Genomic DNA, 23,600 nt, shown 5'->3' with positions numbered 1-23,600 from the left:
GAGGCGGCCTACCGGCCTAATGCCGATCAGTTACGGAGAAACGACCACCTATGTAGGAGCGAGCTTGCTCGCGATGGCGGCCTCTGCCAAACCCTAGATCTCGGATGTACCCCAATCCCCCGTAGCAGCTGCCGAGCCCGCGAGGCTGCGTTCGAGGACGCAGTCCTCGCCAGGTCTTGATGGCGATACAGACGACTGCTGCGCAGCCGAACGCAGCCTCGCGGGCTCGGCAGCTGCTACACGGGTTGTGATGTGGGTAGGCACAAAAAAGGCGACTACCCTGCGGTAGTCGCCTTCTGGTTACGGCCGATGCAGCTTATTTCGGCAGTTTGTAGGCGATGACGTAATCGCCCATTTTGGTGCCCAGGGAGCCATGGCCGCCCACTACCAGCAGGACGTATTGCTGGCCGTCCTTGCCGGTGTAGGTCATTGGCGTGGCCTGGCCGCCGGCTGGCAGGCGGGATTTCCACAGTTCCTTGCCGGTGTTGACGTCATAGGCGCGCAGATACTGGTCCAGGGTGCCGCTGAGGAAGCCGACGCCGCCGGCAGTGACGATCGAGCCGCCCATGCTTGGTACGCCGATCGGCAGGCCGATAGGCAGTGGCGAGCTGTCGCGGCTGGTGCCGTTCTTGCGTTTCCACACCACTTTGCTGGTGGTCAGGTCGATGCCAGCCACGTAGCCCCAGGCCGGAGCCTGGCAGGGTACGCCGAACGGCGACATGAACGGGTGCATGATCACCGCGTAAGGTGCGCCGGTGTTCGGTTGCACCCCGGCGGTTTCGCTCTCGCGCTTGCTGCCGGCCGCCACTTGGGCGCGGGGCACCATTTTCGAGACGAAGGCCATGTAGTTCGGGCTGGTGAACAGCATCTGGCGCACTGGATCGACCGATACGCCACCCCAGTTGAACACACCAACGTTACCCGGGTAGATCAGGCTGCCCTGTTCCGACGGCGGGGTGTATTGGCCTTCGTAGCGCAGTTCCTTGAACTGGATGCGGCACAGCATCTGGTCGAACGGACTGGCGCCCCACATGGCTTTTTCGGTCAGTTCCGGGGCCAGCAGGTTGAGGTCCGAACGGGCCTGGGTCGGTGCGGTGCGATCGCCCGGGACCGCGCCTTGCGGGACAGGGATCTCACGAATCGGCACGATCGGCGTACCGTCGCGACGGTCCAGCACGTACAGGCTGCCCTGCTTCGTTGGCGCGATCAGTGCCGGCTTGATACCGTCGGCGGTTTTCATGTCCAGCAGGGTTGGCTGGCTGCCAACGTCCATGTCCCACAGGTCGTGGTGGGTGAACTGGTAGTTCCAGCGCACCTTGCCGGTGGCCAGGTCCAGGGCCACCAGGCCGGCGCTGTATTTCTCGGCGCCCGGGGTGCGGTCGGCGCCCCATTGGTCTGGAGTCTGGTTGCCCAGTGGCAGGTAGACCATGCCGAGTTTTTCATCGACGCTGGCCAGCGACCACATGTTCGCCGAGTTGCGGCTGTAGTGTTCGCCCGCCGGCAAAGGCTCGGTGGCGTCCGGGTTGTTGCTGTCCCAGTTCCACACCAGGTGACCGTCGTGGACGTCGAAGGCGCGGATCACGCCGGACGGCTCGTTGGTCGACTCGTTGTCGGTAACGTGGCCGCCCATGATCACCAGGTCACGGGTGATGGCTGCTGGCGAGGTGGCGTAGTAGCCGCCCGGGGTGAACGGGCCGATACCGGTGGTCAGGTCGACCACGCCCTGGTTGCCGAAGCCTTCGCAGACTTTGCCGGTGTCGGCGTTCAGGGCAATCAGGCGGGCGTCGGCGGTCGGCAGGTACAGGCGGCGCGGGCAAGCCTGGGCCACGGCCTTGCCGGCGTCGGAGATCACGGTCGCAGAAGCGCCAGCGGCTGCGTAGGCGTTCTCGTCATAGTAGGAAACGCCACGGCAGGTCATGTGGGCGAAGCCCTTGAAGCCCACCGGGCTCTTGATCTGCGGGTCGAAGCGCCAGATTTCCTTGCCGGTGTCCGGGTCCAGCGCCAACACCTTGCTGTGGGCGGTGCAGGCATAGAGCATGCCGTTGACCTTGAGCGGGGTGTTTTCGTTGGTCAGCTCGACCGGGTCGCCGGCGGTTGGCAGGTCGCCGGTGCGGATGCGCCAGGCTTCCTGCAACTGGCCGACGTTGTCCGGGGTGATCTGCTTGAGCGGCGAGTAGCGGTCACCGAACTCGGTGCGGCCATAGGCCTGCCAGTCGCCGTCAGGCATGGTCGGTGCGGTGTTGGTGGTGTCGGCACTGTCGCGCCCCAGCTCACCGAGGACTTCGCCCGGGTTGGTGAACTGGCTGCCCACAGCAGCGGCGCCGGCCAGGACCACGGCCACGCTCAAGGCGGCGGTGCCCAGCGGCGCAGGGCCCTGGCGCAGCAGCGGACGGCGGAACCACGGCAGCAGCAGGACGATGCCGAGGGCGAACCACAGCGACAGCCGCGGCACCAGTTGCCACCAGTCCAGGCCAACTTCCCACAACGACCACGCAGTACTGGCCAGCAGCACCAGTGCATACAGGCCCAAGGCTGCACGACGGCCGGCCAGCAGCAGAATGCCGGTCAGCACCAGGCCGATACCGGCCAGCAGGTAGTACAACGAGCCGCCAAGCATGCTCAGCTTGATCCCCCCGGCCAACAAGGCCAGGCCCATTAGCAGCAGCAGGATACCGAGCAGGCTCGGCATCAGGCGGCTTGGACTTGAAGCACCTTCAGTGCTCATAGTGCGATTCTCCGTGACGTTTTAAGTAGCCTTGCGCAAGTTCACTGTAGATGACGATCGTGCGCGGGCGTGGTTCAGATAAAAACGGTGATCCCTGTAGGAGCGAGCCTGCTCGCGATGGGCGTGAACGATGACGGTGGGTGCCTGACACCCCGCGTAGCTTTCGGATCCATCGCGAGCGGGCCGCAAGCGGGTACTCGCTCCTACAGGGTTTGTAGCTCGGGTCAGAACGACGACTGCACCTTGATGCCGCCAATCAGCGCGTCATCCACATTGTTCACGCCACCGGGATGGCGGATGTACTGCAGGTTCGGACGTACCGTCAGCCAGTTGGTCAGGTGCACGCCGTAATAGAGTTCGGCACTGTATTCGGTGTCTTGCGGCGGCAGGTAGGCCGGGTTGTCGTAATCGAACACCGCGCGGGCCTGGTTGCTGGCCTCGGCATTCTTGCGGTAGGCCGGGTTGACGTGGACGCGGGCCATGGCAAAGCCGATGTCATCCTTGGCGCGGGCATCGAACAGGCCTTTGTAGACCAGGCCGGCCTGCACGTAGTTGTCGATCGCGTTGGTCTTCTTGTCGTGCATCGTGCCGTTGGCGAACAGGCTCAGGCCGCGCGAGTTGTCGCTGGCCACGCTGCTCACTTGCTGCTGGATACCCAGCCACACCCCATGTTTGCTCGACGAGCTGCGATAAGCCTCGCCGCTGAGGGCGGCGGGCTGGCCATTGCTGTCCTTGTAGACATCGCTGGCCTTGGCGCTGCTGTAGTAGTAACCGGCGCGGTATTCACCCGGCAGGCCATTGAATTTCGGGGTCCACACCAGTTCCACCGGGACCACGGTGCCCTGGGTGCCACTGCCGCTGAGCTTGAAGCCATTGTCCTTGTCCAGGTTGGACGGGTTCTGCTCATAGGCGCCGATCTGCGCGTAGACCTCCGGGCTCAGGTGGTACTTGACCCGCAGTGCCCACTGGCTGACCGGCCAGTTGTACCAGATGCCGCCGGCCCAGTTGCCGACCTGGGAGCCGCAGAACGCCAGGTTCTGGAAGTCGCAGGGGAAGCTGTTGAAGTCCTCGCCTTCGCCGAACCGGCCGGCCTTGATATCGAGTTTCTGGTCGAGGAATTTCTGCTGGTACCACATTTGCGTCAGGCGTGTGGTCTGGCCCCGGCCCCAGACTTCCTGGGCCGAGGTGAAGCCGCCGACCCGTGGATCGTTGATCCGGTCGTTGCTGATGTTGTTGCCGCTGCGCTTGGTGATGGTCAGTTGAAACTCGGCGTCGTCCCAGCCGAGGATCTTTTGCAGGTCCAGGTGGGTGCCCAGGCCAAACTGGTCGCTGTAGCGCGCAGTGCGATCGTGGTCGTAGCCGCCGTGCAGGTTGCTGCCCATTTCGCCGGTGTAGTCGAGCTTGAAGTCGTAGCCTTGTTGCGCGAGTTCAGTGCGGGTGCCGTTCCAGTCGCCGAGCATCCACGGCGATTGGCTATCGAACGCCGGGGCGGCCTGAACGCAGTTGGCAAGACCCAGGGCGGTGAAGCCGCCGATCAGGTTCAGGGTTTTACGGCGCGCAGCCGGTGTTGAGACAGCGCTGTCTCGGAAGATCTGCAAGTAAGGCATAAAGAAGAAATTCTGGGTCTTTTTCTAAGGGAGTGAGCTGCGCGGGTAAGAGCTGCGGCCGGCAGCGGAAGCGTTTCAGCTTAAGGGCGTAAGGATAATGATCTGTTACAAATAGAGAAAGGGCTTTTCTCGACATGCTTCCTTTCGGATTTGGTAACAGTCGTACGCGGCCGGTCAGGTGACCTACATTTACCCCAGAGCGCACAGAATCCTTCCACCCGCTGTCCCCCTCGGCTAAGGTGCGCGCCTTCCCATCCTGATTAGGTTCAAAGGCCCGGCATGACCGAACACACCACTGACCCGCTGCATGGCGTGACGCTTGAACAGATCCTCAATGCGCTGGTTCAACACTACGAATGGTCGGGGCTGGCCGAGCGTATCGACATTCGCTGCTTCAAGAGCGACCCGAGCATCAAGTCGAGCCTGACTTTCCTGCGCAAGACTCCCTGGGCCCGCGAGAAAGTCGAAAAGCTCTATGTGAAGCTGATGCGCACCAAACGCCCGCTCTAAGGAATGTCCATGGCTGTCGAGCTGACGCGAGGTTCGCCCGTCGAACGCCGGTGCATTCGCCTGGCTGCCGTACTCGGTTGGCTGGGCCTGAGCATCCAGCTGTACCTGGTGTTTTATGGCCGCTGGAGTGTCGAGGCCAGTTTGCTCGGCGGCCTGGTGAGCTACTTCAGTTATTTCACGGTACTGACCAATACCCTGGTGGCCGCAGTGCTGACCAGTGCGGCCACGAGCCAGCAGTCTCGCGGACGGACGTTTCTGTTGCAGCCGTGGGTCAGCAGCGGCATCGCGGTCAGCATCAGCGTAGTCGGCCTGGCCTACAGCCTGTTGCTGCGCCACCTGTGGCACCCGCAGGGTTGGCAATTGATCGCTGATGAGTTGCTGCACGACGTGATGCCGCTGCTGTTTGTGCTCTATTGGTGGCGTTGCGTGCCCAAGGGTCACTTGCGCCTGGGGCATATCGGCCTGTGGGCGATCTATCCGCTGCTGTACTTTGCCTATGTCCTGCTGCGGGGGCGCTCGCTGGGGATTTACCCTTATCCCTTTGTGGATGTGGAAAAGCTCGGTTATCCCCAGGTGTTTCTCAACGCCTCGGGGATCCTGCTCGGGTTTGTCGTGGTGGCGTTGGTGGTGCTGGGGTTGGATCAGTGGCGCGCACGACGGGGATCACGTGTGTAGGCGCGAGCCTGCTCGCGAAAAAACTGAGCCCGCCGTGGGGAATCAGGGAGCGCGCGTTATCGTTGACGCCCATCGCGAGCAAGCTCGCTCCCACAGTGTGATGCGGGCTTGCTCGCGACGTTACTGTTCGTTGTCGTCGAGTTGCCAGTAGCCTACGGCTTTGACGAATTGCTGATCCAGGCCCTTTTCTTCCAGCAGCACCCGGCGGATCTGGCGTGACGCCTTGGCTTCGGTGGCGATCCAGGCGTAGAGCTGGCCCTCGGGCAGGGACAGCTGCTGCACGGTGGCCAGCAGGTGATCCTTGCCACCTTCACGCAAGACCCAGATCACCTCGACCTCGGCCGGGCTGTCGAGCTCTTGCTGCTCGGCGCCATTCTCGATTTCCACCACCACCAGTGCCCGGCGATTGGCGGCCAATCCTTCCAGGCGGCGAGCAATGGCGGGCAGGGCGGTTTCGTCGCCGATCAGCAGGTAACTGTCGAAGATATCCGGCACCACCATCGAGCCGCGCGGCCCGGCAATGTGCAGGAATTGGCCGGGTTGCGCCTGTGCCGCCCAGGTCGATGCAGGGCCGTCGCCGTGCAGGACAAAATCAATGTCCAGCTCCAGGGTGTCCAGGTCATAGCGGCGCGGGGTGTAGTCGCGCATCGCCGGCTTTGGCCCCTGATCGTTATTGGCCCCCAGTTCGAGCGTTTCCAGGGCCGCCTGTTCCTCGGCATTTTGCGGGAACAGCAGTTTCACGTGGTCATCCGTGCCCAGGCTGATGAACCCGGCCAGTTCCGGCCCGCCAACAGTGATCCGGCGCATGCGCGGCGTCAGGTCGATTACCCGCAGTACCTGCAGGCGGCGGCGTTTGATTTGGTGCATGACGCGGTGGATGGTCTGGGTGATCACTTCAGTCATTACGCGTTCTCCTGAACCGATTGTGCTTGCGGGCCATCGACTATGGCCTTGGCGGTGTTGTTGAGCAGGTCGCGGACCCGCAGGATTTCTTCCGGGCTCCAACGGCCGTGGTGCATCTGCAGGGCATGGCGCAGGTTGTGCACTGCCTCGTGGATCTCGGCGGGGCGGTCGTGGCCGCGCAGCGAGCGCTTGCTGACTTCAATGCGCATCCGCACGCCGTCCAGGGCAATCGCTTGTTCGCCCAGTGACTGGCGGCCGGCGTCGGTGATGGCGTAGCGTTTTTTGCCGCCGTCGGCGTCGCCCAGGATCAGTTCGCTTTCTTCCAGGAAGGTCAGGGTCGGGTAGATCACCCCGGGGCTGGGGCTATAGGCGCCATCGAACATGCTTTCGATCTGGCGGATCAGGTCATAGCCGTGGCAGGGCTGTTCGGCGATCAACGCCAGCAACAGCAGCTTCAGGTCGCCAGGGGCAAATACCCGGGGCCCGCGGCCACCGCGTTCGCGGCCGGGGCCCGGGCGTTTTTCGAAGCCGTCGCGGCCGTCGGAGTGTTCGCGGTGGGAATGATGGTCTCTCATTTTTGCTTTCTCTCGTCGTGTTTAGACATAACTTAAGATATATCTTTGAGAAAAAGCAAGCACCCCGGACCAACGGCGCAGGCTGCCTGCAACCCCTCTGATCGACACCCCTGTGAATCTGCCAGGCTTGCCGTGTGCTCGCCTGGATACGGCTCGATCCTGCGCCGGCGGTAATTTCCTTATTGCGTTCGCAGGTGTTTTTAGTGCTAACTCTCTAATTAACTTGTTTGCCCCTTTATTTATTAAGGCAGTGCTATTAGTCTTACGGAAGTTGCACTGCTGGTTCTCTCTGTATGGGATTTCCAGAGAATCTGTATGTGGTTTCAGTCTGACGGCTGTTGAGCTGAGTGTTTGATTTTTATTGTTTTTTCTTTCCGCTTGAATAGCACTCCAGCTACGCAAAGGACGGAACTTGCCTGCTTACTTTTAAAAATAAATGTTCGATGATTTGCTGGCTTTGAAAGTTGAGACAAAACGCCATCTCGGCGTTTGGCTGGTCACCAGTCAGTTGTCGCTTTTACTGCATCGACCCTATTAAAAAGACAGGTACTGAAGATGTTCAAGAAAATCGCGTTCGCTGCTCCCCTGGCTGTTCTGGCTCTGAGTTCTTCGATGGCGTTTGCCGCCGGTGAAGCCCGTCACTCGATCAGCCTGATAGCTGAAGTGCCGACCAACGGCTTCTATGTAGTCCCGACCGATCCTGACTTGGTCAACAAGGACCAGGACATGAGCTATCAGCCAACCACCGGCAAAATGGGCGAGGTCAATGGCTTCTTTGACATGATCAACACTAATGGCTCTGTACACGCCAGTCTGGATAACGTGCCGCAACTGTACTCCGGTTCCAACGCAATCAATCTGCAAGTGGCAATCAATGGTGTCGTCCTCTCCACGACTCCGCAAATGGTGGTCGGCGAAACCGAGTCGAACGTAAATTTCCGTGCGCCACTGAATATCAAGGCGGTCAGCCCCAACATTGCAGCTGGTTCTTACAACGGCTCGGTCAATATGACGTTTGACGCCGTTCTCCCGGTTTCTCTTTGAACTTGATCGATAGCGGTAAGCGCTTACTTGCTTAAGTAACGTGACCGGTCGGCACTGCGTTCGCGTGTCGGCCGGGATTCAACCTTTCGTAATCAGAGTATTCGTTCATGTTCCCGATGACGCCCATCGCGGCGGCGCTCGCGCTGCTGTTATGTAGCAGTGCATTTGCGGCGCCCACTTCGATTGATTACACGCCGCGAAGTTTGCTGGCACAGGCCAAGGGCCTGCCGGCCGAGTTCGAAGAACATTTTTTCGATGTGCCGCTGGCGGTTCGGGTCGAGCTTGATCAACAACCGCTGGGCGAGGCGATGATTGTGTTGTCCCGTGATGACCGGGTGACCTTGCTCGATTTCACCGACACCAGCGAGAGTCGCTTCGGTGCCGGCGAACGTGAGACCTGGGCCGATACCCTGAAGTCCGGCGTGGCGCTGGGCACCTGCACGGGGCAATGCCCGGAGCAGATGCTGGCGGTGCACTACAACCTGGAAAACTCTTTGCTGTCGATCGTCACCGAGAATGCCGAACGCGATAGCGAAGCCAAACACTTCTACGATCAGCCCGAAGGCGGCAGCAGCGGGTTGATGGTGCGTAACCAGCTCAATCTCAATGGCGGCCAGGAGCAAGACCTGGGTGGACGTTTTGGCCTTGAGGCCAGCGCCAGCCTGGGCAATTGGAGCCAAGTGTTCAATATGCAACTGGCGCGCCTGGGCGGGCCGGATGAGCAGACCTATCACGCGGTGCATGAGCTCTATACCCAGCGCGAACTGCAGGGCAGTTTTTTGCGCCTGGGCTACTTCACTCCCAACTCCGAAGGCCTGACACGCCAGCCACGCTCGTTCGGCACCAGCCCGGACACCGCTGTGGGCGTGATGTACGGCAGCTCCGACAGCCTGGCGATCGACAGCCCCAAGCCCAGCGTGTATCCGGTGTATGTCACGGCCAACCGCCAGGCGTCCGTGGAGATCTATCGCGAGGGCCTGCTGATCAACACGCAGTCGGTGCCGGCCGGCTTGCAGACCCTCGACACGCGCCCGCTGCCGGGAGGGATCTACGAGGTAGAGGTACGCTTGATCGAGGACGGGCAAATCACCTCGACCACCCAGGAGCTGATCTACAAACCCAACAACTGGCGCAACCACGAGGAGCGCTGGCGCTACAACCTGTTTGCCGGGCAGGAAAGCAAACTGCTGAGCAATTGGGATGAACAGGACAGCGGCGATGCCACGGCTGGGGCCTCGATCAACTACCTGCTGCACCCACGGGTGATTCTCGGGCTGTCGGCTCGCCAGGTGCGGGAAAAGCTGCAGTACGGCAGCTCCATCGACTGGACCTTGGGCGATCGCGTCAGTCTCTACGCCAACCTGTACCAGACCGAAGATCATGGCACCGGTGCAGACCTGCAAGGGCTGTACAACTACGGCTCCGGCAGCCTGGTGATCAGCCACAACCGTAGTTGGCTCGACACCACCAACACTTACGAAACCCTGCCCGACGGCACCCGTGTGCGCCAACGCAATGTGTTCACCGGCGAGACCAGCAATTCATCGCTGGCGCTGAACCACCGGATCAGCCGCAAGAGTTCGCTCAACGCGCGGGTGTCCCACAGTGAAGGCAACGTCGAAGGTATGGGTGTCGACCTGGGCTGGACGCAACGCACCGAGTTGTTTGGCAGCGATGCCAACTGGCGACTGTCGCTGTTCGATCGCCCCGGCAGCTATAGCAGCGGTGATGCGCGCAATCGCGGCGTCGACCTCAGTATCAACCTGGCGCTCGGCGGTCCGGGCCAGCAGATTTCCGGCAGCATCGGCAGCCGCACCGCCCGTGATGGCAGCCGCGACAACAACGCCTCGTTCGGTTACCGCAAAGACCTGCAAGACCACGTGCTGCAGAGTGTCTCGGTGACCGCGCTCACCGATACCTATGGCGTCGGCTTGTCGAGCCTGGCGAACTTTCGTACCGATGCCATCAACGGCGATGGATTCATCCAGCGCTCATCGTTCAACGACAAGTTCACTGGCGGCGTGAACCTCGACAGCACCCTGGTGGTCGGTGCGCAACGCATGGCGCTGACCAGCCAGCATCAGGGGCGCGGTGCGGGGATGATCGTCGACGTCGAGTCCGATATCGACGGCATTGCCTTGCGCGCCGACGACCTCAGCGGTGGCAGCGCAGCCTTGCGTCCGGGGCGCAATTTCATTCCGCTCACGGCGTACAGAAACAGCTCGGTGAGCTTCGACTTCGACGGCAACCACGTACCGGCGGCGAGCATCGAACCGGCGCGCACCCGCTATCACCTGAACAAGGGCGGCGTGGAGTACCGCAAGGTGCGCGTGATGAAAACCCTGACCGTACTTGGTCGCCTCGTCGACCCACAAGGACGGCCGCTCAAGGGGCACCACGTGATCAACCACGCCAGTCGTGGGGTCAGCGAAGTCGACGGCTTTTTCTCGATGGAAATGCATGCCGGCTCGCCGACGCTGGAAGTGCGTTATGCCGACCAGTTGCTGTGCCAGTTCCGGCTTGATGTCGACAAGCATCGTAGTGAAAACAACGTGTTGATGATCGGCGATTTGCGCTGCTCGCCAGATACGTTGGCGGATGCTTCATTCACTCGACAGGAGGCCAGTTAAATGGTGAATCTCAAGACTTGCATACCGCAATTGCTGTGCGTGCTGGCGCTGTTTGTGGCGACACCGGCCGAGGCGGTGAATCAGGAAATCAGGGCGTTGTTCCGCCCCGACCCTGCGAATCCGCAGCGCAACGCGTTCCTCAACAAGACACCGTCCACCGGGTACTGCGAGTACTACCCGGTTATCTGCAGCAATAGCGATACATTCAGTATCCGTCTGATGACACAACTCGAGTCGAACAAGGCAATTCAAGCCGATGCCGGACCGCGTGACAGTGCAATGTTCAAAGTGCCCGGAGGATGGCGTTCATTGACGGTTACCAATGCCGATACGGGGGGAAGAGAAACAGTCGAGGTACGTATTTCCGGCGTTGGCTCCAATTATGTCTTGAGTGATACGGCCGCCAATCTGACCGGAGCTCCGAATGCGGGGGAAGGGCACGATCGGTTATGGAAAGGCGCAGGCTGGGTGTATCCAGCACCTCCCTGCTCAACCACTGGAATGGGTTTTTTCGGGTCGAGAACGTACGCTTTTTTCTGGAAAACTCCCGATGAGCGCCCTTGCGTCAAGGTGGCCAACTTTGCAATCCCTGCCATGACCTATGGCTATCTGGATTTTGCCTACGAACTGCGTACGCCCAAACCGCTGGGCATGTCGTCGGGGCTCTATACCGGAAGCTTGAGTTATAGCCTGGGCCCTAACGGTGACTTCGACTTCGGCGACGTCATGATTCCAAACGATTCGGACCTGACCCTGGATTTCGTGCTGGATGTTCAGCACACCCTGAAAGTCGAGATTCCTCCTGGTGGTGAAAAGATCCAGCTGGTGCCCGCCGGTGGCTGGCAGAGCTGGCTGCAGGCCGGGCGGAGGCCGGTGAGCCTGTTCCGCGATCAGACCTTCAACATCTCGGCGTCGTCGCGTTTCAAGATGCAATTGATATGTGGCATCGGCCTGTTTCCCAATTGCGCGCTTGAGAATCGTGAAGCGAACCGTCGAGTGCCGCTGTTTGTCAGTGTCAGCCTGCCCAATGGCTTGACCGACCTCTCCGGGCAACCGGTCAGGCGCCTGCGATTGATGCCGAGTCCGGAGAATGCGCAACAATTTCAGCCTGGGTTCTATGTTGATCGGGCACCGGGAACCCTGCATTTCGAAATCTCGCCACAGCATGTGGAAAGCATGCTGAAACCCGGTGTGGCAGGCACTTATTCCGGCGGTGTCTATGTGATCTGGGACTCGGATATCTGATGGCGCGCGCATCGAAGCGTGGAGTGTGTGTTGTGTTCAATGTGAAGAGGTTCATGGGTATGAAGCGTTTGTTGCTAGTGATGGGTTTGTGCGGTTTTTCCCTGGCTGTTTCGGCGGGGCCGCAGATTAACGTCGGGACGGTCTACGACTATCTGGAAGGCGACAAAAGTACCTACCTCAAACGCGTATTCAACAGCGGTGACAGCACGGCTTTCGTCAAGGTCAATATTCTGGAAATCGTCTACGACGCCAACGGCGTCCCCAATGAAGTGCCGGTCAAGAGTGACCCGGATGCGACGTCCCGTGACGGATTGATGGCCAGTCCGGCGCGCTTGATCATCCCGGCGAACGGGATGCAGGGCACGCGGTTGTTGTTCATGGGAGAGCGTGACAACGAACGCTATTTTCGGGTGCGTTTTGTCCCGGTCGTCCCGGAAAAGGAAGACGAGTTCGCGGTGTCCAGTGACGAGCGCGAGGATTACAAAAAGAATCTTTCGGCCGGGGTCAACGTCATGACCGGGTTCGGCACGGTGTTCTTCGTCCGGCCGAACAACAGCCGTTACGACAGCGTGATCGAGAACGGTGCAAGCACCTACCGTATTCGTAACAACGGCAACGCTTCAGTGGTGGTCGACGAATTTCGCAACTGCTCGATCAAACAGGAAAACGAGTGCGAACCCATCACCAAGCACCACATCCGTGCAGGCAAGGATTTCGTGTTCGACAAGAAGCCGGGACGTGAGTACCGCTTCAACCTGGTCGAGGGCCCATCGAAAAAAGTGCTGCAGGTTGCCGGCCAGTAATTCCCCTGGGGCGGGTCGCCTTGACGGGCTCGCGGTATTAATTGACGCAACAGGTACCTGACATGATCAAGCAATCGGCCATCGCCGTGTGGGCTGGCGTGATGGCGCTGGTGAGCTCCCTCGCGTTCGCGGCGCGGGAAGAACACAGGTTCGAGGTCTCGGTGGACATACCGACGCTGGGGTTTTACGTGATCCCGGCCGAAACGGACTGGATACATCGTGAACAGATATTGCCATGGAACATTCACAGCAAAACGCTGGTGGGGTTGCGCAAGAACTTCGACGTCAAGCACGACACCAGCGCGATCGAAGCACGGCTGGAAGCCGAGCCCTATTTGTCCAACGGGCGCGACGAGCAGAACATCTATTTGCGCGTCAGCTTCAATGGCCAGGAGTTGAGCCATGATCCGCAACCACGCGAAGTGGTATCGGCAGCCCAGGCCATGGCCGGTGGACGCTTCCCGCTGGAGATCCAGCCGAAAGTGCCCGCCGGCGGATACAAACCGGGTGTTTATTACGGCAATGTACGAGTGATATTCATCGCCGCTGCGCCTTGATGTCCGGTAGTCCGACAGCAGGAATCCGACCTTACATAAAAAAAGCGCCAAACCAGGTTCTCAATGACGTCGATTTCGTCCCGAACCCGGAAAAAAACAGGAGTGAAAAGTATAGGGTTGCCGCCACGCGGGTGCGTCTGTCGATCCTTGCCTAGCGGCGGACGGTTGCCTCGGTTGTCGCGGTTGGCTGGCACATCGTGTGGGTGCCCGGTTGCAGGTAGGGCGTGAGGATCGGTGCCATGCCCTTGAGCACTTGCACCGGCAAGGCCGAGGTGAACTTGAAGCCTTGGGCGGAGGCTCCCGGCACGAAGGCAGTCAGGGTGCCGAAGTGATGATCGCCAATGTAGAACACGAAGGTCGCGGTGCGGTTGATCGCCTTGGAACTGAGAATGCGCCCGCCCGAACCGACGGCTTCGATGCGGTTGTCGCCGGTGCCGGTCTTGCCGCCCATCGCCAGTGGCGTGCCATCGGCCAGTTTGAAGCTGCCAGCCACACGTTTTGCGGTACCGGCGTCGACCACCTGTGACAGTGCTTCACGCAGGGCCGTAGCCACTTCCACCGGCATGACCCGCTTGCCGGCGTCGGGGTCGTTGGTCAGGCGAGTCTCGTAGGGAGTGTCGGCGGCGAAATGCAGGCTGTCGATGCGCAGGGTCGGCATGCGCACACCGTCGTTGAGGATGGTGCCGACCAGTTCTGCCAGGGCGGCAGGGCGGTCGCCGGAACTGCCGATGGCGGTAGCCAGCGACGGCACCAGGTGGTCGAAGGGGTAACCGACTTTTTGCCAGCGTTGGTGAATGTCGAGGAAGGCTTCGATCTCCAGCATGGTGCGAATGCGGCTGTCGCGGGCGCTCTTGTGCTTGCTCTTGAACAGCCAGCTGTAGACCTCCTGACGCTCGAACTGGCTGGCCTTGACGATCTGGCTGAACTTGGCGTCCGGGTTATTGAGCAGGTAGCCGATCAGCCACAGGTCCAGCGGGTGGACCTTGGCAATGAAGCCCTGGTCGGGAAGGTCATAGGCACCGGGGCCGTAGCTGGCGTAGAGGCGCTCCAGGCGCTCGTCGGTGAGCTTTTCCTTGGTCTTGAGGGTTTTCAGATGCGAGCGCACAAAGCTGTTGAAGCTCTCCTGGGAAGCTTCGGGCAGCAGGTAGCGGTGCACCGCGGCCAGGCGAATAGCGGTGGGATGCATGCTGTCCAGGAAGGTGTCGAGACGCGCCTGGGTGTCCTTTTTCTGGTACTTCTTCCAGAACTTCAGCAGGAACGAAGTGCCTTCGCGGTCGGCGAACTGGGCCAGGTATTCCTGGCGTCGCGGGTTGACGTCATCCTTGAGCAACTGGCCGCTGTTGTCCGGCCCGGAATAGGTGGTGTAGCGCACCAGGTCGCGCATCAGGCGGATGAACGGCAGGTTGATCGACTCGCGCAGGGAATCGCGCAAGGTCGGCAGGCGGCCGTTGTCCTCTTTGCGAAAGTTGTGGAAGGTGTGCAGGCCGCCGCCGGTGAAAAAGGCTTCGCCGGGGCTCGCCGAGTATTTGCGGTCCAGGGCGGCGCCGAGCATTTTCGCCAGGCTGCGGTCGGTGTTCTGGATCAGGTAGTCGACGGCCCAGCGGGTCAGTCGGTCCTGGTCGGCGACTTCGACTTTTTTCAGTTCGGCCGGGGTCTGGGCGACGTAACGGTCGTGCAGCTGCGCGATGATTTGCAGGTAGGTGGTCAGCACCCGCAACTTGGCGGTGGAGCCCAGCTCCAGTTTGCTGCCTTCGTTGATGTCGAACGGTTGGTCGGTGCTGTCGGTTTGCACCCGCACGCGCGAGCCGTCGGGGGTCAGCTCGAGCAAGGTGAAGCTGTAGCGCACTTGCGCGGTGCTGGTGGCTGTCAGCAGGCGCTCGCCAAGCAGGCCGATTTCGGCGGCAAACACCGGGTCGGCGAGGCGCTTGAGGTAGTCGCTGGCTTGGGTCTGCAGGTCGCCCTGCAAGGTGCTGGTGGCGGACAGGTCGAGACGGTCCAGGTCATACAGCGGGCGGTTGAGCATGGAGGCCAGGCGACTGCGCGCGACGCTGATGCCTTTGTTGGTTTCAATCGGCTGGATGGTCGGTTGTTGCACCCAGTCACGGTAGGTGACCTTGCTGGCGAGTGCCGCGCTGGTCAATGCCGGGTCGAGCACGGCGTTCTGCGCCAGCAGGCGGATATGGCTGTCGGTGAGGTTCGCCAGGTCTGCCTGGCCCTTGGTCAGGTAATACGACGGCCGGCGCTGGGCAATCATCAATGACAACACTTGGCGCAAGGCCAGGCCGCGTTGCGCCAGGCTTTGCGGATCGCTGGCGTCGCTGGCCAGGGCCTGGTTGACCTGGTTGAAGTCGGCGCCGTACCACACGCGCAACCCCTCGGCCATGCCATGCACTTCGCCATGGCCGGGGACTGCCGACAGCGGCACGCTGTTGAGGTAGTCACGCACGATATTCTGCCGGGCCTCGAGGGTCTGCGGGCCGTCCTGATAGGCACGCACGCTGGCGGAAATCATCTGGCGAATCTTCTCGCCACCTGAAACGGTCAGGCCGTCCGGCGAGTGGCGGTACTTCTCCAGTTGGGTGGCGAGGGTGCTGCCGCCGGCAGTCTGGCCGGGCAGGTGGAGCATCTTGGCCACTTGTGACCAGGCGGCCTTGGCGAAACGCGGCCAATCGACGGCAGGGTTGGCCTTGGGTTGCTTGGGGTCCAGCAGGTCACGGTTTTCGATGAACAGCAGGCTATGGGTGACCAGTGGCGGAATCGAGGCGAAGCTCGAATACAGCTGCTGTGGGTATTTGAATTGATAGAGCGCGGCGGTGGTGCAATCGGTGATCGACAGGCCGGCCTGGATTTTCTCGGCGTAGGGCACAAAAAAGCCATTCTTGCTGTACTCGAGCAGCTTGGGTGAAAAGCGGGTTTGCGCGGCGATCACATAATCGCGCTTGAGCAGGCGTGGCAGAAAGTCCCCCAGCGCGCTGTAGCCCAGGCGTTTATCGAAAGGCCCGGCGCCCGGGTAGAAAATCGAATCGCTGGGCCCTGGGTGCATCGAGTAGCTCAAGGACGTCGCGAACCGGCTGAACTCCCGTGCCTGGAAGCGCGAGGTCCGCACCTCTTTTTCAATGGCAAAGCCAAGCACGATCAGGATGATCACCAGCAATAGCCAGAACGAGCGCCAAGCATAGCGGCGACGGCTTTTTTTCGGTAAAGGCGCTTCTTCCACGCTGTCAGTTGGCACCACAGGTTTACTCGAATCGGTTTGCCATAAAGCGCCCATAGTCGACTGATCCATTCACGCAGATTGATCGGACTTGTCTGAAGCTTAGACGCTGGTGGCGCGGGGTGAAAAATTTGTATGAGCACAATCGCAGCGCGTGGTGCGTTGCGCCTACCAGTCGTCGGTAAACCTCTGGAGGAGGCACTCTAGAGCCTTCAAACCGGTAAATACGGCCTAGGTAGGGGCATGACGTTGCACCATTGCTGTGCAATACTCCGCGCCGCTTCGCAGCTCAGTAAATGTGCGAAATGCAGGTGATACACCTCTGCAGATGGGGCTTTTGTCGAGAGTTCCTTCTGAATTTTGTCGTTTATAGAGTGAAAGTAACTGCGATAAGCTTTTTATACTGCGCGTCCCGCTGATCCTGCAGGTTTTGTCCTACAGGACGGATTCACCCACGAAGTGGATCCGGTTTCAGGAAGTGTCGGCCTATCGGTCGGTGCTTCGACACTCGGTGGTCATATCCAATAACAAGACGAGGTTGTACCCCTATGCCAGTCGGCAATCACCAGCACCACGGCGAGACCGCTCAAGGCGGCCCGCTCAAACGCGAACTCGGCGAACGGCATATTCGCTTGATGGCGCTCGGCGCCTGTATCGGTGTCGGTCTGTTCCTGGGTTCAGCCAAGGCCATCGAAATGGCCGGCCCGGCAATCATGCTGTCCTACATCATCGGCGGTCTGGCGATCCTGGTGATCATGCGCGCCCTCGGTGAGATGGCCGTGCACAACCCGGTGGCGGGCTCGTTCAGCCGCTACGCGCAAGACTACCTGGGCCCGTTGGCAGGTTTTCTCACCGGCTGGAACTACTGGTTCTTGTGGCTGGTGACCTGCGTTGCGGAAATTACCGCGGTGGCGGTGTACATGGGCGTCTGGTTCCCGGACGTGCCACGCTGGATCTGGGCGCTGGCCGCACTGATCAGCATGGGCTCGATCAACCTGATCGCGGTCAAGGCATTCGGTGAGTTCGAGTTCTGGTTCGCCCTGATCAAGATCGTCACCATCATCGCGATGGTAGTCGGCGGCATCGGTGTGATTGCCTTCGGCTTCGGCAACGATGGCGTGGCCCTGGGTATTTCCAACCTGTGGACCCATGGCGGTTTCATGCCCAACGGCGTGCAAGGCGTGCTGATGTCCCTGCAGATGGTGATGTTCGCCTACCTGGGCGTAGAGATGATCGGCCTGACCGCCGGTGAAGCGAAGAACCCGCAGAAGACCATCCCCAATGCCATTGGCTCGGTGTTCTGGCGCATTCTGCTGTTCTACGTGGGTGCCTTGTTCGTGATCCTGTCGATCTACCCATGGAACGAAATCGGTACCCAGGGTAGCCCGTTCGTGATGACCTTCGAGCGTCTGGGCATCAAGACCGCCGCTGGCATCATCAACTTCGTGGTGATCACCGCAGCGCTGTCGTCCTGCAACGGCGGCATCTTCAGCACCGGGCGCATGCTCTACAGCCTGGCGCAGAACGGCCAGGCACCTGCCGGTTTCGCCACCACCTCGAGCAACGGCGTACCGCGTCGGGCCTTGCTGCTGTCGATCTTCGTGCTGTTGCTGGGCGTGTTGCTGAACTACATGGTTCCGGAAAAAGTCTTCGTCTGGGTGACCGCGATCGCCACCTTCGGCGCCATCTGGACCTGGGTGATGATCCTGCTGGCGCAACTCAAGTTCCGTCGCGGCCTGAGCGTTTCCGAGCGTGCGGCCCTGAAGTACCGCATGTGGCTGTACCCGATCAGCTCCTACCTGGCGCTGGCGTTCCTGGTGCTGGTGGTCGGCCTGATGGCCTACTTCCCGGAAACCCGCATCGCCCTGTATGTCGGCCCGGCGTTCCTGGTGCTGCTGACCGTGCTGTTCTATGCGTTCAAGCTGCAACCGACCAATGCCACACAAGGTGCGGTCAGCCAGGCGTCTTGATGGCCTGATGCGCTGTACCAAAAAGCCCCGGTTGATTGACCGGGGCTTTTTATTTGTGCGCTGTTTGTTTATCCCGACTTCGGCAAGAACGCGTCCATCAGCAATACCTCGCACTCCCGGGCCTGGTACTGGTTGATCTGCGGCACCAACCGGCGGAAGTGCTCGGATTGGCAATGGGCGTCCAGCGCAGCCTGGTTCGGCCATTGTTCGACGAAGACAAAATGTCCCGGATCGTGCTGGTCGACGAACAGGTCGTAGGCGATGCAGTCGGGTTCCAGGCGGGTTTTCTCCACCAGTTCGGCGTACCACGGGCGCACGGTGTCGATGTGTTCGGGCTTGATGAAGTCCTGGGCAATCACTTTGAGCATGGGTTCTTCCTTGGGGTGCGCGGTATCAGGCCGCCACGTCATTGGCTTCGAAGCTGTCGGCCCGAGCCATTTGCCACATCCGCGAATAGAACTCGCCGCTGACTTCACCGGTCAGCAGTTCACCGGGCTTGAGGAACACGTGCAGTTGGGAGAACAGTTTGATCTCGGTGGCTGACATGCGCCGCACCAGGTGTTTGGCTGACAACTGCGAGGGGTGTTCGAGGCCGGCGGCGGCGAGCATTTCCGCCAGGGCCTTGAGGGTGCTGCGGTGGAAGTTGAACACCCGCTGGGCCTTGTCCGGGACCACCAGGGCGCGCTGGCGCAAGGTGTCCTGGGTGGCGACGCCGGTCGGGCATTTGTTGGTGTGGCACGACTGCGACTGGATACAGCCGATGGCGAACATGAAGCCGCGGGCCGAGTTGGCCCAGTCGGCACCGATGGCCAGTACGCTGGCGATATCGAACGCGCTGACGATCTTGCCGCTGGCGCCCAGCTTGATCTTGTCCCGCAGGTTCAGGCCCACCAGGGTGTTGTGTACGAACAACAGACCCTCGCGCATTGGCACGCCAATGTGGTCGGTGAACTCCACGGGCGCGGCACCGGTGCCGCCTTCCTTGCCATCGACCACGATGAAGTCCGGGAGGATTCCGGTTTCCAGCATGGCCTTGGCGATGCCCATGAATTCCCAGGGGTGACCCAGGCAGAACTTGAAGCCCACCGGTTTGCCGCCGGACAGCTCACGCAATTGCTGGATGAAGTGCATCATTTCAATCGGCGTGGAAAACGCACTGTGGCGCGACGGCGAGACGCAGTCTTCGCCCATGGGTACGCCGCGGGTGTCGGCGATTTCCCGGGTCACCTTGTGCTTGGGCAGGATCCCGCCGTGGCCCGGCTTGGCGCCCTGGCTCATCTTGATTTCGATCATCCGCACTTGTGGGTTCTGGGCCTGGGTGGCGAAGCGTTCCGGGTCGAAGCGGCCATCGGTCGTGCGGCAGCCGAAGTAACCGCTGCCCAGTTCCCAGGTCAGGTCGCCGCCGTGTTCACGGTGATAGGGGCTGATGCTGCCCTCGCCGGTGTCGTGGGCGAAGTTGCCGAGTTTCGCGCCCTGGTTCAACGCCCGGATGGCGTTGGCGCTGAGGGAGCCAAAGCTCATGGCCGAGATGTTGAACACCGAGGCCGAGTACGGCTGGCTGCACTGCGGGCCGCCGACGATCACCCGGAAGCTGCTGGGATCGGTCACCGGGGCCGGGCGCATCGAGTGGCCGATGAATTCGAACCCTGACTGGTAGACATCGATCAGGGTGCCGAAGGGTTTGTCGGCACTTTCATTCTTGGCGCGCGAATAGACCAGTGAGCGTTGGGCCCGGGAAAAGGGCAGGGCGTCGCTGTCGGATTCCAGCAGGTACTGGCGGATTTCCGGGCGGATGCCTTCCACCAGGTAGCGGATATTGCCCAGGATCGGGTAGTTGCGGCGCACCGCATGGGGGCTTTGCAGCAGGTCGAAGATGCCCAGCAGGCTCAGCAGGCCGGTGATGATGGTCAGTGGCCAGACCCACTCATGGTGCAGAAACGGTAGGCTGGCGAGGGTAAAGATCACACAGGCGGCAAAGAAGGCGTAGCGGCTCAGGAGTGACAGGCTCATACGGGTTCCTTGGGTTCGGACTCATCAAATTCGGCACGATTTTCTACAGGTCGGGATTTCCTTGTGCCTGCAAAAATATCGAAAACAGCTCGGACTGGGATTTGATCCCCAGCTTGCTGTAGATGTGTTTCTTATGGACTTTCACGGTTTCGGCAGAGATTTCCAGCTTACGGGCGATTTCCTTGCTGGAGCAACCGCTGAGCATCCAGCGCCCGACATCCAGTTCGCGGGCAGTCAGTTGCGCGCCCTTGATCTGTTGCAATGAAGCTTCCAGGCGGCTGCGCCAGTCAGTGTGCTGGACCGGCGGCTCAGGTGTGGCTGGTACCTCGTTTTCATAGGGCAGGCGTTGGCGCAGCAGGCTCAGGACCCACGGCTGGATCAGCGACAGCAGGGCGATCTGTTCGCTGCTGAACCGTTGCTGGCTGCCCAGCGACAGGCACAGGGTGCGCTCGCCCTCGAGCTGGCAATTGAACTGGATTTCATCGGCCACCACGTTCAGGCGAAAGTAGCGCTGGTAGTACTCGGTCAGCTCGAAGTGCTCGGGCGCTACCTCGGACAGGCGATAGAGCCCAGTGCGCGCCTGCTCGCGGCTGGCGATGTAGAACGGGTCCAGCAGGAACAGACCCATCAGGTAATCCTGGAACAATGGGTCGGGGCTACCGTCTGCACTCGGGCATTCGCCGAACACCAGGGGCCGCTGGTCCCCGTCGAAGAGCACCACCACCCAACTGTCGAAGCTCAGGTACTGGTCCAGCAGGCGCACCAGTTGGGTCCAGAAGTTGGGTTTGTCGAGGGCATCGATCAACTGCCCGATGGAGCGGTGCCAGGCGATATCCTGCAGCGAGTGATTCATTCAGCGTTCCCGGTCGGCTCACGGCCTGAAGTTGCCGAACATACTGGCCCAGACAGGCGGCAGGGGCAATCCATGGAGGGTGACGCAGCCCCGGCGGCCGTGGGATCCTTGGTTTCTTTGAACCAAGGCCGCTGATTGTCCATGACCGATTCCGTTTGTGTTGAGCCCCGTATTATCCGCATTGCGGCCGCGCTGTTGATCGGTCCCGACGGCCGCACCCTGCTGGTCCGCAAGCGTGGCACCACTGCGTTCATGCAGCCGGGCGGCAAGATCGAAGCCCACGAACAACCGGTGCAGGCCCTGGCCCGCGAGCTGGAAGAAGAGTTGGGGTTGCGCATCGATACTGCCCAGGCCCGTTACCTGGGCCCGTTCTGCGCACCGGCGGCGAATGAGCCAGGGTTTGTGGTCGAGGCCGAAATCTTCCTGCTGCAGATCTACCAAACCGTGTGCCCGGCCGCCGAGATCGAGGAGGTGGTGTGGGTCGATCCGCTCGTTGAACCGGATGTGCTGCTGGCGCCATTGACACGGGACCTGATCCTGCCGTTTTATCGTCGTTCACTGAAGGCTCCGGCCTGACCGATCACTGACAAGGACTGCCTGATGATTACTGCCCACGACCTGCTGATTTTTGCCGCGGCGTCCCTGCTCCTGGTGCTGACCCCGGGGCCGAACATGATCTACCTGATCTCTCGCTCGATCTGCCAGGGGCGCAAGGCCGGAGTAATTTCGCTGGTGGGCGTGGTGGCGGGTTTTTTTGTGCACCTGTTCGCGGCGGCGGCTGGCTTGACGGCGGTGTTCCTGGCGGTGCCGATGGCCTATGAGGCGCTGAAGTGGGCAGGGGCCTTGTACTTGTTGTGGATGGCCTGGCAGGCGGTCAAGCCCGGCGCTCGCTCGCCGTTCGAGGCGCAGCAACTGGCGCCGGACTCTTCGCGCAAACTGATGATGATGGGCTTTCTCACCAGCGCGCTGAACCCGAAGATCGCGGTGTTCTATCTGTCGGTGTTTCCGCAGTTCATCAACCCTGAGCACGGCTCGATCTTCTTCCAGAGTATCGCCCTGGGCCTGACCCAGATCACCGTCAGCTTTACCGTCAATCTGCTGATCGCCCTGTTCGCCGCAGGCATCGCCAGCTGGTTCGTCAACAACCCGAGCTGGCTGGCGGTGCAGCGCTATTTCATGGGCTTCGTCCTGGCGGCCCTGGCCGTACGCCTGCTGTCTGAACCCAAGCGGATGGTTTAGGGGCAGCTATAAGCTGCGAGCTGCGAGCTACGAGCTTGAAGCTTGAAGCTCGAAGCTCGAAGCTTGCAGCTGCCCTCACCTAACGACGCTGACCCCGTCCAGGGTGGAGAACGAGGTGTCCTTGGCGGTCAGCAGGAAGTCACGCATGTACGGCGCATCCAGCATGTCGGCGCGGATGCCGGCGTACAGCGTGGCGAACAGACCTTTCTCCCCCAGCCGCTTGGCCTTCACATAACCCCGTGAGCTGTACTCATGCAGGGCCCAGTGGGGCATGCCGCAGACGCCGCGACCGCTGGCGACCAATTGCATCATCATCACCGTCAGCTCCGAGGTCCGCACCTGGGCTGGCTCGATGTCGGCCGGCTCGAGGAAGCGGGTGAAGATGTCCAGCCGATCCCGTTCCACCGGGTAGGTGATCAGGGTTTCGCTGAGCAGGTCCTCGGGCACGATGTAGGGCTTGCTGGCCAGGCGATGCTGATTGGCTACGGCAAGCATCGCTTCATAGGTAAACAGCGGCACGTAGGTGATCCCGGCCAGCTCCAGCGGGTCGGAGGTCACCACCAGGTCGAGGTCGCCACGGGCCAGGGCCGGCAGCGGAGCGAAGGAAAAACCCGAGGCCAGGTCCAGTTCGACTTCCGGCCAGGCGTCGCGGAACTGGTCGATGGTCGGCATCAACCATTGAAAGCAGCTGTGGCATTCGATCGCCATGTGCAGGCGTCCGGCCGTGCCGCCGGCCAGCCGGGCGATGTCGCGCTCGGCTCCGCGCAACAGCGGCAGGGTGGCGTCGGCCAGTTGCAGCAGGCGCAGGCCGGCACTGGTGAAACGCACCGGCTTGGTCTTGCGCACGAACAACGGCATGCCCATACGCTCTTCCAGTTCCTTGAACTGGTGGGACAGGGCCGACTGGGTCAGGTGCAGGCGTTCGGCGGCGTCGACCAGGCTGTCGGCTTCACGCAGGGCGTGCAGGGTCTTCAGGTGACGGATTTCGAGCACCGTGGCCTCCATGAATAAATTTTGTGATGAACACGAAAAGGTTGAGT

At 61.1% G+C, this 23,600-nt stretch carries 19 protein-coding genes; 10 read left to right on the top strand and 9 right to left on the bottom strand.

Going from position 1 to position 23,600, the window contains the following annotated elements:
* Positions 1 to 316: 316 nt before the first annotated feature.
* Positions 317 to 2,725: a glucose/quinate/shikimate family membrane-bound PQQ-dependent dehydrogenase gene (locus tag ACM6IP_RS23605; protein WP_095166004.1), complete on the bottom strand. Its 2,409-nt coding sequence runs from the start codon at positions 2,723 to 2,725 to the stop codon at positions 317 to 319.
* A gap of 224 nt (positions 2,726 to 2,949) precedes the next feature.
* Complete coding sequence (locus tag ACM6IP_RS23600; protein WP_414862379.1) at positions 2,950 to 4,332, bottom strand: carbohydrate porin; 1,383 nt, start codon at positions 4,330 to 4,332, stop codon at positions 2,950 to 2,952.
* A 279-nt stretch (positions 4,333 to 4,611) separates the two neighbouring features.
* Between ACM6IP_RS23600 and ACM6IP_RS23595 the strand changes: the two genes are divergently transcribed.
* Both ACM6IP_RS23595 and ACM6IP_RS23590 read left to right on the top strand, forming a co-directional pair.
* Entirely contained in the window at positions 4,612 to 4,842 is a 231-nt protein-coding gene (locus ACM6IP_RS23595; RefSeq protein WP_095166001.1) for a VF530 family DNA-binding protein, read from the top strand.
* A gap of 9 nt (positions 4,843 to 4,851) precedes the next feature.
* On the top strand, positions 4,852 to 5,517 hold the full coding sequence (locus tag ACM6IP_RS23590) for a Pr6Pr family membrane protein (protein ID WP_414862378.1): 666 nt from the start codon (positions 4,852 to 4,854) through the stop codon (positions 5,515 to 5,517).
* A gap of 120 nt (positions 5,518 to 5,637) precedes the next feature.
* Here ACM6IP_RS23590 and ACM6IP_RS23585 read toward each other — a convergent pair whose 3' ends face one another.
* Positions 5,638 to 6,420, bottom strand: a complete 783-nt coding sequence (locus tag ACM6IP_RS23585) for a siderophore-interacting protein (RefSeq protein ID WP_414862377.1) — start codon at positions 6,418 to 6,420, stop codon at positions 5,638 to 5,640.
* Complete coding sequence (locus ACM6IP_RS23580; RefSeq protein ID WP_095165995.1) at positions 6,420 to 6,995, bottom strand: PadR family transcriptional regulator; 576 nt, start codon at positions 6,993 to 6,995, stop codon at positions 6,420 to 6,422. The genes ACM6IP_RS23585 and ACM6IP_RS23580 overlap by 1 nt, the downstream gene beginning before the upstream one ends.
* 555 nt (positions 6,996 to 7,550) lie before the next feature.
* Between ACM6IP_RS23580 and ACM6IP_RS23575 the strand changes: the two genes are divergently transcribed.
* From ACM6IP_RS23575 to ACM6IP_RS23555, 5 genes are all read left to right on the top strand, one after another.
* Positions 7,551 to 8,039 (top strand): CS1 type fimbrial major subunit, encoded by a 489-nt coding sequence (locus ACM6IP_RS23575; protein WP_414862376.1) that lies wholly within the window; start codon positions 7,551 to 7,553, stop codon positions 8,037 to 8,039.
* A gap of 107 nt (positions 8,040 to 8,146) precedes the next feature.
* Positions 8,147 to 10,669 (top strand): CS1-pili formation C-terminal domain-containing protein, encoded by a 2,523-nt coding sequence (locus tag ACM6IP_RS23570; RefSeq protein WP_414862375.1) that lies wholly within the window; start codon positions 8,147 to 8,149, stop codon positions 10,667 to 10,669.
* On the top strand, positions 10,670 to 11,914 hold the full coding sequence (locus ACM6IP_RS23565; RefSeq protein WP_414862374.1) for a hypothetical protein: 1,245 nt from the start codon (positions 10,670 to 10,672) through the stop codon (positions 11,912 to 11,914).
* A gap of 59 nt (positions 11,915 to 11,973) precedes the next feature.
* Complete coding sequence (locus tag ACM6IP_RS23560) at positions 11,974 to 12,717, top strand: molecular chaperone (RefSeq protein ID WP_414862373.1); 744 nt, start codon at positions 11,974 to 11,976, stop codon at positions 12,715 to 12,717.
* A gap of 62 nt (positions 12,718 to 12,779) precedes the next feature.
* On the top strand, positions 12,780 to 13,274 hold the full coding sequence (locus ACM6IP_RS23555) for a CS1 type fimbrial major subunit (protein WP_095165986.1): 495 nt from the start codon (positions 12,780 to 12,782) through the stop codon (positions 13,272 to 13,274).
* 151 nt (positions 13,275 to 13,425) lie between these two features.
* On the opposite strand, the gene ACM6IP_RS23550 is transcribed toward ACM6IP_RS23555, so the two are convergent.
* The gene (locus ACM6IP_RS23550; protein ID WP_414862372.1) at positions 13,426 to 16,545 is read right to left on the bottom strand and encodes a transglycosylase domain-containing protein; all 3,120 of its coding nucleotides are present in this window, start codon (positions 16,543 to 16,545) and stop codon (positions 13,426 to 13,428) included.
* 491 nt (positions 16,546 to 17,036) lie between these two features.
* Here ACM6IP_RS23550 and ACM6IP_RS23545 point away from each other — a divergent pair, with 491 nt between their 5' ends.
* On the top strand, positions 17,037 to 18,458 hold the full coding sequence (locus ACM6IP_RS23545) for an amino acid permease (RefSeq protein ID WP_159997759.1): 1,422 nt from the start codon (positions 17,037 to 17,039) through the stop codon (positions 18,456 to 18,458).
* Positions 18,459 to 18,526: 68 nt separating this feature from the next.
* On the opposite strand, the gene ACM6IP_RS23540 is transcribed toward ACM6IP_RS23545, so the two are convergent.
* Genes ACM6IP_RS23540 through ACM6IP_RS23530 form a run of 3 tightly spaced genes read right to left on the bottom strand, consistent with a single transcriptional unit; the run spans position 18,527 to position 21,321 of the window.
* Positions 18,527 to 18,826, bottom strand: a complete 300-nt coding sequence (locus ACM6IP_RS23540) for a putative quinol monooxygenase (protein ID WP_320332946.1) — start codon at positions 18,824 to 18,826, stop codon at positions 18,527 to 18,529.
* A gap of 25 nt (positions 18,827 to 18,851) precedes the next feature.
* A complete protein-coding gene (locus ACM6IP_RS23535; RefSeq protein ID WP_159997755.1) occupies positions 18,852 to 20,468 on the bottom strand; it encodes an FMN-binding glutamate synthase family protein in 1,617 nt (538 codons plus the stop codon).
* A gap of 43 nt (positions 20,469 to 20,511) precedes the next feature.
* Positions 20,512 to 21,321 carry a response regulator transcription factor gene (locus ACM6IP_RS23530; RefSeq protein ID WP_414862371.1) on the bottom strand — a complete coding sequence of 270 codons (810 nt, stop codon included), beginning with the start codon at positions 21,319 to 21,321 and terminating at the stop codon, positions 20,512 to 20,514.
* A gap of 141 nt (positions 21,322 to 21,462) precedes the next feature.
* On the opposite strand from ACM6IP_RS23530, the gene ACM6IP_RS23525 reads away from it, so the two are divergent.
* Both ACM6IP_RS23525 and ACM6IP_RS23520 read left to right on the top strand, forming a co-directional pair.
* Positions 21,463 to 21,897, top strand: coding sequence for an NUDIX hydrolase (locus tag ACM6IP_RS23525; protein WP_414862370.1), 435 nt, complete (start codon positions 21,463 to 21,465; stop codon positions 21,895 to 21,897).
* A 24-nt stretch (positions 21,898 to 21,921) separates the two neighbouring features.
* Positions 21,922 to 22,560: a LysE family translocator gene (locus ACM6IP_RS23520; protein ID WP_095165974.1), complete on the top strand. Its 639-nt coding sequence runs from the start codon at positions 21,922 to 21,924 to the stop codon at positions 22,558 to 22,560.
* Between the two features lie 75 nt (positions 22,561 to 22,635).
* Here the strand turns inward: ACM6IP_RS23520 and metR are convergent, their stop codons facing one another.
* Complete coding sequence (metR, locus tag ACM6IP_RS23515) at positions 22,636 to 23,553, bottom strand: transcriptional regulator MetR (protein ID WP_095165972.1); 918 nt, start codon at positions 23,551 to 23,553, stop codon at positions 22,636 to 22,638.
* Positions 23,554 to 23,600: the final 47 nt, after the last annotated feature.

Origin of the sequence: Pseudomonas sp. IT-P176 (genome assembly GCF_949767245.1) — a bacterium.
In the GTDB taxonomy this organism is placed as follows: Bacteria; Pseudomonadota; Gammaproteobacteria; order Pseudomonadales; family Pseudomonadaceae; genus Aquipseudomonas.
The sequence above is the reverse complement of the archived record's forward strand: the minus strand, read 5'-3'. Positions and strand labels throughout refer to the sequence as shown.

Coding starts and splice junctions, on each gene's coding strand:
- ACM6IP_RS23605 (WP_095166004.1), bottom strand. CDS start 2,725: ATGAGCACTGAAGGTGCTTCAAGTCCAAGCCGCCTGATGCCGAGCCTG.
- ACM6IP_RS23600 (WP_414862379.1), bottom strand. CDS start 4,332: ATGCCTTACTTGCAGATCTTCCGAGACAGCGCTGTCTCAACACCGGCT.
- ACM6IP_RS23595 (WP_095166001.1), top strand. CDS start 4,612: ATGACCGAACACACCACTGACCCGCTGCATGGCGTGACGCTTGAACAG.
- ACM6IP_RS23590 (WP_414862378.1), top strand. CDS start 4,852: ATGGCTGTCGAGCTGACGCGAGGTTCGCCCGTCGAACGCCGGTGCATT.
- ACM6IP_RS23585 (WP_414862377.1), bottom strand. CDS start 6,420: ATGACTGAAGTGATCACCCAGACCATCCACCGCGTCATGCACCAAATC.
- ACM6IP_RS23580 (WP_095165995.1), bottom strand. CDS start 6,995: ATGAGAGACCATCATTCCCACCGCGAACACTCCGACGGCCGCGACGGC.
- ACM6IP_RS23575 (WP_414862376.1), top strand. CDS start 7,551: ATGTTCAAGAAAATCGCGTTCGCTGCTCCCCTGGCTGTTCTGGCTCTG.
- ACM6IP_RS23570 (WP_414862375.1), top strand. CDS start 8,147: ATGTTCCCGATGACGCCCATCGCGGCGGCGCTCGCGCTGCTGTTATGT.
- ACM6IP_RS23565 (WP_414862374.1), top strand. CDS start 10,670: ATGGTGAATCTCAAGACTTGCATACCGCAATTGCTGTGCGTGCTGGCG.
- ACM6IP_RS23560 (WP_414862373.1), top strand. CDS start 11,974: ATGAAGCGTTTGTTGCTAGTGATGGGTTTGTGCGGTTTTTCCCTGGCT.
- ACM6IP_RS23555 (WP_095165986.1), top strand. CDS start 12,780: ATGATCAAGCAATCGGCCATCGCCGTGTGGGCTGGCGTGATGGCGCTG.
- ACM6IP_RS23550 (WP_414862372.1), bottom strand. CDS start 16,545: ATGGGCGCTTTATGGCAAACCGATTCGAGTAAACCTGTGGTGCCAACT.
- ACM6IP_RS23545 (WP_159997759.1), top strand. CDS start 17,037: ATGCCAGTCGGCAATCACCAGCACCACGGCGAGACCGCTCAAGGCGGC.
- ACM6IP_RS23540 (WP_320332946.1), bottom strand. CDS start 18,826: ATGCTCAAAGTGATTGCCCAGGACTTCATCAAGCCCGAACACATCGAC.
- ACM6IP_RS23535 (WP_159997755.1), bottom strand. CDS start 20,468: ATGAGCCTGTCACTCCTGAGCCGCTACGCCTTCTTTGCCGCCTGTGTG.
- ACM6IP_RS23530 (WP_414862371.1), bottom strand. CDS start 21,321: ATGAATCACTCGCTGCAGGATATCGCCTGGCACCGCTCCATCGGGCAG.
- ACM6IP_RS23525 (WP_414862370.1), top strand. CDS start 21,463: ATGACCGATTCCGTTTGTGTTGAGCCCCGTATTATCCGCATTGCGGCC.
- ACM6IP_RS23520 (WP_095165974.1), top strand. CDS start 21,922: ATGATTACTGCCCACGACCTGCTGATTTTTGCCGCGGCGTCCCTGCTC.